At 36.6% G+C, this 7,188-nt stretch carries 9 protein-coding genes; 2 read left to right on the forward strand and 7 right to left on the reverse strand.

What is annotated here, in order from left to right:
* Window positions 1-202 precede the first annotated feature (202 nt).
* The 6 genes from DW005_RS13225 to DW005_RS13250 form a co-directional block, all read right to left on the reverse strand.
* Window positions 203-1,300, reverse strand: coding sequence for a Coenzyme F420 hydrogenase/dehydrogenase, beta subunit C-terminal domain (locus DW005_RS13225; RefSeq protein WP_117480139.1), 1,098 nt, complete (start codon window positions 1,298-1,300; stop codon window positions 203-205).
* On the reverse strand, window positions 1,297-1,560 hold the full coding sequence (locus DW005_RS13230) for a hypothetical protein (RefSeq protein WP_117480142.1): 264 nt from the start codon (window positions 1,558-1,560) through the stop codon (window positions 1,297-1,299). Before DW005_RS13230 ends, DW005_RS13225 begins: the two co-directional genes overlap by 4 nt.
* Window positions 1,560-2,147: a polysaccharide biosynthesis C-terminal domain-containing protein gene (locus tag DW005_RS13235; RefSeq protein WP_117480144.1), complete on the reverse strand. Its 588-nt coding sequence runs from the start codon at window positions 2,145-2,147 to the stop codon at window positions 1,560-1,562. The genes DW005_RS13230 and DW005_RS13235 overlap by 1 nt, the downstream gene beginning before the upstream one ends.
* Window positions 2,148-2,300: 153 nt before the next feature.
* Window positions 2,301-2,852 carry a CpsB/CapC family capsule biosynthesis tyrosine phosphatase gene (locus DW005_RS13240; protein WP_117480145.1) on the reverse strand — a complete coding sequence of 184 codons (552 nt, stop codon included), beginning with the start codon at window positions 2,850-2,852 and terminating at the stop codon, window positions 2,301-2,303.
* Window positions 2,853-2,959: 107 nt separating this feature from the next.
* The gene (locus DW005_RS13245) at window positions 2,960-3,391 is read right to left on the reverse strand and encodes a GNAT family N-acetyltransferase (RefSeq protein WP_242989489.1); all 432 of its coding nucleotides are present in this window, start codon (window positions 3,389-3,391) and stop codon (window positions 2,960-2,962) included.
* Between the two features lie 233 nt (window positions 3,392-3,624).
* Entirely contained in the window at window positions 3,625-4,200 is a 576-nt protein-coding gene (locus DW005_RS13250) for a tyrosine-type recombinase/integrase (protein ID WP_117480147.1), read from the reverse strand.
* A gap of 111 nt (window positions 4,201-4,311) precedes the next feature.
* On the opposite strand from DW005_RS13250, the gene DW005_RS13255 reads away from it, so the two are divergent.
* Both DW005_RS13255 and DW005_RS13260 read left to right on the forward strand, forming a co-directional pair.
* On the forward strand, window positions 4,312-4,569 hold the full coding sequence (locus tag DW005_RS13255) for a carbon storage regulator (RefSeq protein WP_117480149.1): 258 nt from the start codon (window positions 4,312-4,314) through the stop codon (window positions 4,567-4,569).
* A gap of 120 nt (window positions 4,570-4,689) precedes the next feature.
* Entirely contained in the window at window positions 4,690-5,841 is a 1,152-nt protein-coding gene (locus DW005_RS13260) for a flagellin (RefSeq protein WP_117480151.1), read from the forward strand.
* A 645-nt stretch (window positions 5,842-6,486) separates the two neighbouring features.
* Here DW005_RS13260 and DW005_RS13270 read toward each other — a convergent pair.
* Window positions 6,487-7,020, reverse strand: a complete 534-nt coding sequence (locus DW005_RS13270) for a tyrosine-type recombinase/integrase (protein ID WP_117480153.1) — start codon at window positions 7,018-7,020, stop codon at window positions 6,487-6,489.
* Window positions 7,021-7,188: the final 168 nt, after the last annotated feature.

The raw sequence follows: 7,188 nt of genomic DNA on the forward strand, positions 1-7,188 counted from the left end.
GTGACATACCTCCCTCTCAGGGAGATATCCCATGTACTAACCTCCCTGCTTTTCAATTTGTTTTTTGTGATTTCGCAGTGAAGTTTTTTCTCGATTCTATACTATTTGACTTTTCTGATAATGTTTGGACTTTCTGCTTGTGCATATCTTAACACAGCTTAGCAAGAATTACAAGCGAAAATATTTATTGCACACCAAAAGTTTATCTTCTAATTCCAATTTTAGATAAAATAGTCTTAATCTCATTTTTTAAATGTTCTTTAGGTAATATTTTCTTCATAGTAAAATCAAAACCTTTCTCTAAGTTTTCAAAGAAAAACGGTCTGGATGATGGAATTTTTGATGGAAACTCCAATTGATGATTTAACTGAATTGCTCTTGTAATATCTGCATCAAACAGTTCCAAATTTGACTTTTTCAGTAATTCTTCTCCCTTTTTTGTCTGACACAGAACTAAAGAGATTCCCTTCTTCTTTTCCTCCTCGGACAACTCACTTCCCCATGAATCACCTAATGAAATATCCGAAACACGAGATTGTGATGCATAACGACAATAATAACAATTCTCCGTATAATCTATACTTTTCAAGAAAGCATATGTATACATATCGACAATCCGCGAAAAACCAATATCTTTCTCTGTCGACCTTAAGCCAAATGATGTTTTCTCACGAAAATTTAACTCTTCCAGTTCTTCAATATCCACTGATTTTTCTTTTAAATACATCTTCAACAATTCAGGCGATGGAGAACCATGACATATTAAATCAACTGTGTACAAATTCTCTTGATTGCTTGAGAAATTTCTCAATGCTGCAACTTGACACGGTAATCCTATAAAAAGAACTTTTTTCCCATCTTTTAGTTTTCTTTCAATATCTCTATATATTGTTTTGGGATTACTTTTAACGTATTTAGAACCTGTAAATCGCTCAGCTATCTGAGTCGAACTTGTTAATACAAAAACAAATTCTCCCTTATTAAGCATACACGAAGCAACATATCCACCATCTTTAATAAATGAATATATAATTGCTGAAGCAACACCTCCTGAAGAGGCATTATTTCTGATTTCTGGATTCAATGCCCATCCTTCTTTCCAAAAGAGAGGATTAAGCTTATCCACGCATTTTATATTTGGACAATTTTTTTCACACAGCCCACAATTTACGCACTTCACTTCATCAATCACAGCATTATATGACTTATAGTCATCTATAATAGTAATAGCACTCATTTTGCATATATTCGTGCAAGCCATACAACCAGCGCACATATTCTTAGCACACACAGTTTTCATGAAAAAACACCTCCCATGATAAGAGTGTGAATACACTCTAGTTTCTTTCTCATAACACTATATCTTATACCCCCAGTTTTTGCAGTCTTCTTAAATTCTAAAGTTTTTCTAATCACCATGCTTCTTGGTTCATCAAAATGAGTTTCTAAATAAATCCATTCAATAGCTTTTTCCATTAAGCTATCAATAATGTGACCACTTTTATCAATATTTTTTTCTTCATTGTATATAGAAACGATAATGCTAACCAACTTCTTCATTAAATCACGCGCTTTCTTCGAACTTTATTCAAAAAAAATTGCAGCATCGGAATCCATGTTTTTGAAAACACAGCAAATCCAAGCACAAGAATTAAAAGTTGAAAAAGAAATCCTTTTATGTCATCTACAAACATCAAAATTGCAGACAAAATCATTAACAATGACCCCAGAATAAATTCCTTATACCAAATATCATACTTAATATATTTTCTGGTGTGAAACACACGAAACATAAAGACTGCAATATAGCTTATACATGTTGCCAGTGCAGCTCCATATACCCCTATTACTGGAACTAAGATGAAATTTAATAGTATATTAAACACTGCACCAAAAGAACCAGAGAACAAATAACCAAAACTATCCTTATGAACGGTATAACTTGTTGCCATAAATGTCCCCAACGTCAAATAAACGCATCCAATAATCAAAAATGGAGTGTATCTCCAGGCATCATAATAACTATCAGATACATATATTTTCAAAAATGGTTTTGCCAATAATAAAAGTCCAATTCCAAATGCTACCATCGCCAATATAAGCGCGACAAAAAGAATAAGCATCTTTCTTCGCTCTTTCCTACGCATATTATTTCAGCAACCTTTCCTCCGTCTTATCAATTGCTGCTAATAATGTCTCCCCAAAGATGTCTCTTAAACTGTCACGTCCTTGTTTTAAATTTGGCAAACGTGTCTTCATGTTGTGACAGTCACTTCCCAGTACCAACGGCACCTGAAGTTTTAAAAATTTTTTGATAAAACGCTTTTTTTATGTCTGTCGATTCCGCCCGTATTAATCTGAGCGTATAAGGGAAGTTTAAAAATTTGATTCCAGATTTTTCTGCTTTTTTGAAATGAATCATATCGCTCGACATGAGCTAGTAAGATTGTCAACTTTTGTTTCTCAATCAATTTTTTGACATCCACATAAATCTCATCCGTCCACTGAGCAAATGGCATCTCAAGGAGCAAAATATCGGTTCCTTCAATCGTGAGTTCGCGAATTTGCTTCGCATCCCCAATTCCCGGAAAATAATAAACTTCCGCGCCCTTCCGTAAAGAAAGGGGAGTCCCCATATCATGCTCATTCAGTGCTTTCGTTAATTTCCGAAAAGAGTACTCTCTCCGCTCTAAAAAAGACGAAATTTTGTCAAAATGGGCATAAAAATGGGGAGTCAACAATATCTCTTGCGCTCCCTGCTCACTCTCCAGCGTCAACATCTGAAGAGACTCATGTGTAGCCTGGCTTCCATCATCCATGCCCGGCAGTATGTGTGTATGAAAATCTATCATGAAGTATCAAATCCTCCGTCCACACAAACACTTATTTTTATGTCATTTGCAACTTTATCAAATTTTTTATATTCTGTCAAGCAAAATATTTAACTGATTATAATTTTCTAATAATATTTTCGAAACCCGCGTACATCATCTGTATAGCCAACCGCCTCATAAAACCGGTGTGCTCCCTTTCGGAATCCGGAAGAAACCAAAAGTGCATATTCACACTGATTTTTAAGTGCAAATTCATCCAGTGCCTCAAATATTTTTCTGCCAACGCCCTGCCCTCTGCATTCACCGGAAACAATCACATTCTCTACAACAAGGAATGGAGCATCCAATGCAATACACACAATTCCCATCGTGCTGCCAAGCACCTTATCACCATCTGCTGCCACTGCAAGAAAATACTCCGGTCTGTCGACTGTACGATAATAATTGTTCTCTAATACTTCCATCGAAACTCCTTCCGGAATCAAATCCCGGTACATTTCCTGCAATTGTGGGAGGTCTGATTTTTTCATTTTTCGAATTTGAATTTCTTTTTTCATATCTATCACCTGATTTTCATTTTCCATTCGTCAATAATCTCACTATAGTATACGAAAATTTAATGAATTTGTCACTAAAAAAGAAGAAAAAATGGTCATAATAAAGAAAAACTCTTCCTAATAAAAAGAATGCAACATTTGTTGGTAAAATGTTGCATTTTCTCTCTGACACTATATATATCGGCTGTTTTCTTTTTTCCTTAACCCCCTTTTTTTAACTTTTTAATTTTTTTCTATAGAACATTTTTTTCATATACTTCGTCTTTGTCTAACTGCTCAATCCCTAAGTAACGCTTTGTGATTTCATAGGAAGAATGATTGTAAATACTCATAAGCAATGCGGGTGGCGTTCCATTTTTCCAAGCATAATAGCCAAAAGTTTTTCGTAATGAATGGCAGCTGACAGGTTCTTTCATGCCACATTTCTGTGCTGCCTTTTGAATAATCCGAAATGCTTGTGAGCGTGTAATTGGTTCATCTTTAACCTTTTGACTAGAAAAAACATAATGTTCGGAATCAATGGTTTCTATTGTTTTTCGATAATAATCCAGTGCTTCCTTCATTGCACGGTTCAATGCCAACACATTTTTCTTTCCTGTTTTTTTCTCAGTCACAATGATGTGCTCCAAATAGCCGGCAGAGTTACATACATCTTTCCATTTTAAATTTAAAATGTCGCTAATGCGTAATGCCGAGTTCAGCCCAAAAACAATCAGTGCATAATTTCTTGGCTTGTTTTCCTCCTTTTTGTAATAATTTCTAAAATTTTCCAGAGTTTTTTTGTTCCGTATCGGTTGTGTCGTTCCCATACTAACCTCCTTCTCCCTTCCTTATTTGGATTACTTAAAAATAATCCTTGCTGTCAATGCAACATTTTACCAACAAATGTTGTATCAGTGCAAGACAGGGAGGTCTAAAAAATGCTTCGATTATCACTTAGTACAGAGGAATACTTAATGCTTGGCGATGATATCAAAATTGTTTTTTTAGGCGGAAGTAATCATCATTTGCGTATTATGATTGATGCTCCTAAGGAAGTTAATATCGTACGCAGTACCGTATTAGAAAAAAACAATCCGGAATTAAAGAAGAATTCTCCTTCTTATTATGCCGAGCCAAACTTACCGGAAAAGTACCGAAAAAAAAGAGGCACGAAACCCGGTGACACCAAATCGTAATAATAATCAGGGGATTGCAAGCTGCCGGGCCCGCAGCCTGCACCTCTGGATATTATAGAAACTAAAACAAACGCAACGTCGCAAACGGATTTGTGACGGTAAAACAAGGAGGTAATTATTATGATCGTACAACACAACATTACATCAATGAACGCTAACAGACAGTTAGGAATCGTAGGAAACAACTTGGCTAAATCTACTGAGAAACTTTCCAGTGGATACAGAATCAACCGTGCAGCGGATGATGCAGCAGGTCTTGCTATTTCTGAGAAAATGAGAGCTCAGGTTCGCGGCTTGAATCGTGCATCTGACAACGCACAGGATGGTATTTCTCTTATCCAGACAGCTGAGGGTGCTATGGATCAGCAGCATGCTATTTTGCAGAGAACTCGTGAACTTCTTGTTCAGGCTTCTAACTCCGGCGTATTAGACGGAACAGCTGAGAACGACTTCCAGAAAATTCAGGACGAGATTGATACTTTGAAATCTGAGTATGAAAGAATTAACACAGATACAGAGTTCAACCGTAAAAAATTGTTGGATGGTTCTTACAAAGATCAGTATTTGCAGTTAGGTGCAAACAATGCTCAGGGTATTGACGTAACAATCAAGACAACTGCTTGGGATCCTAATTTGTACTTAAGTAAGACAACAGAAGTTGCAAAAAACACCGTTGGGACTGCAAGCGACAAGAATGCTGGTACAAACGGAACTGTTGTTGAAGGAACAACACAGTATGAGTATAACAGTAAAATCTTTACTGTTGAAGAATCTTATGTGGCTGCAAAAGGTAACAAAAAAGAAATCACAGCTGCTGATAAAAAAACAGTTGCTGATGATGGTAAAACAACATACGCAGATTCTTCAGATGCGGTAAAAGCACTTCTTACCAAATATGGATATGCTGCAACCGATGATGGTTTAAAAAATATGAAAGACGATTACGCCGCTGATGCTAACAAAAAGACATCTGTTACCGATGTTGATGGTGAAGCTATCTCCGGTCTTCTTGACAACGTTGACACCATGATTAAGAGCGTTACTACAGAGCGTTCTAAACTTGGTGCTGTTCAGAACCGTCTGGAGTACACCGTTAAGGTTGACGATAACACATCTGAAAACCTGCAGTCTGCTGAGTCCCGTATCCGTGATACTGATATGGCAGATGAAATGACAAGATTCTCAAAAGAGAGCATCTTGCAGCAGGCAGCTACTTCTATGCTGGCTCAGGCAAATCAGTCCAACCAGGGCGTACTTTCCTTACTTCAGTAAGAAATGTTGTTCGTTTCATAGAAAAAAAACCAGTCTTCGGACCAATGTCATTAAGTTAAGAATTTTGACATAATTATAAAACACATCATATTTGCAATTGTTTGATAAATATGATGTGTTTTTTTCTTTTGTCTATTTTGCAGCACAACAAAAAGACAGATTGTTTATCTGTCAAAAAAACTTATAATTATCTATGATTAAGCCACTCTATATGGAAAGCTTACAGATGCCTGGGGGTTGACTTTGCGAGGGTCTTTTCGACCAGGTCTTACTGGTAATACATGCTTTTCTATTAGGTTAATCACATCAGGTGGACTAAGATTGCGTTTATTACGGAGATATTCTCTACAAATATAAATGGCGATTGTAAAGTTCACCTGTTTTGTTTTATCATTGTCTTTCATTTGTTTTATTACATGTGTTGTTATCGATTCACAATAGTTATACAAAAGTAATCGCGCATATATTTCTTGTTTAATAAAATCTGGTTTTCGTGCATGGAAACTTGTTAATCCTATGGCATATTTTAATTCTCTGAATGAAGTTTCTATTCCCCATATGCCGATATTTTAGAAATGCCGATAAATTTTCTGTAAGATTCAGTGCCTGATTCGATGTCAGGCACTGGTAATAAACTATCGGCATTTATTTCAATCCACAAAGCCGCTTGATAGCATCTTCGTCATTGGCATACTTGAATACCACATCATCCTTAAAGACGGAACTGTCACTATCACTAAGCTTATGCAGTGCGTCCCTCTTCATCTCTTCAGTAACCTTTGCGTAGAAACGAGTCGTTTCTATGTTCGAATGACCAAGCCATTCAGATATAGTAGGAAGTGGCACTCCCGCCTGATACAGGTGCATTGCCCTCGTCCTTCTGAAAAGATGTGAATGCAGATGGATTAGATCTGGATTGCTTTTGCGAACCTCTTCTTCACATCCTGCAAATATACAGCTGACATTATCACTGGACATTTTGTTTCTCCGACCATTTCGGAAAGAATAAAACAATAGATTTTCCGAAGTCTTGTCGGGATGGTATTTTTCACAGTAATCTTCAAACTGGTTCGATATTTCCCTGGATAAAGGAGTGATCCTATGTTTCTTTCCTTTTCCGTAGAAATGGACATCAGCCTCCCTGTTGGATGTTGCTTTAACATCAAGGTGCTTGACCATCTCAGCATATTCCTTCTCTGCTATACGCCATGAGAATTGCAGATTTTTTTCACAAACCGGTAACAAGCCTGTTCTGCTATCATCCTGGTGTTCAGCAGACTCCCTCTAAAGGAGATGAATTCCGGAAAGGTATGGTCTAAAACATTTGTAATTTTTACAAGATAAAAA

It is taken from the genome of Clostridium sp. AF36-4 (genome assembly GCF_003435975.1).
GTDB lineage: Bacteria > Bacillota > Clostridia > Lachnospirales > Lachnospiraceae > Eubacterium_F.

What these genes read in the sequence shown, in the direction of transcription:
- DW005_RS13225 (WP_117480139.1), bottom strand. Translation starts at nt 1,300, where the DNA reads ATGAAAACTGTGTGTGCTAAGAATATGTGCGCTGGTTGTATGGCTTGC.
- DW005_RS13230 (WP_117480142.1), bottom strand. Translation starts at nt 1,560, where the DNA reads ATGAAGAAGTTGGTTAGCATTATCGTTTCTATATACAATGAAGAAAAA.
- DW005_RS13235 (WP_117480144.1), bottom strand. Translation starts at nt 2,147, where the DNA reads ATGCGTAGGAAAGAGCGAAGAAAGATGCTTATTCTTTTTGTCGCGCTT.
- DW005_RS13240 (WP_117480145.1), bottom strand. Translation starts at nt 2,852, where the DNA reads ATGATAGATTTTCATACACACATACTGCCGGGCATGGATGATGGAAGC.
- DW005_RS13245 (WP_242989489.1), bottom strand. Translation starts at nt 3,391, where the DNA reads ATGAAAAAAGAAATTCAAATTCGAAAAATGAAAAAATCAGACCTCCCA.
- DW005_RS13250 (WP_117480147.1), bottom strand. Translation starts at nt 4,200, where the DNA reads ATGGGAACGACACAACCGATACGGAACAAAAAAACTCTGGAAAATTTT.
- DW005_RS13255 (WP_117480149.1), top strand. Translation starts at nt 4,312, where the DNA reads ATGCTTCGATTATCACTTAGTACAGAGGAATACTTAATGCTTGGCGAT.
- DW005_RS13260 (WP_117480151.1), top strand. Translation starts at nt 4,690, where the DNA reads ATGATCGTACAACACAACATTACATCAATGAACGCTAACAGACAGTTA.
- DW005_RS13270 (WP_117480153.1), bottom strand. Translation starts at nt 7,020, where the DNA reads ATGGTCAAGCACCTTGATGTTAAAGCAACATCCAACAGGGAGGCTGAT.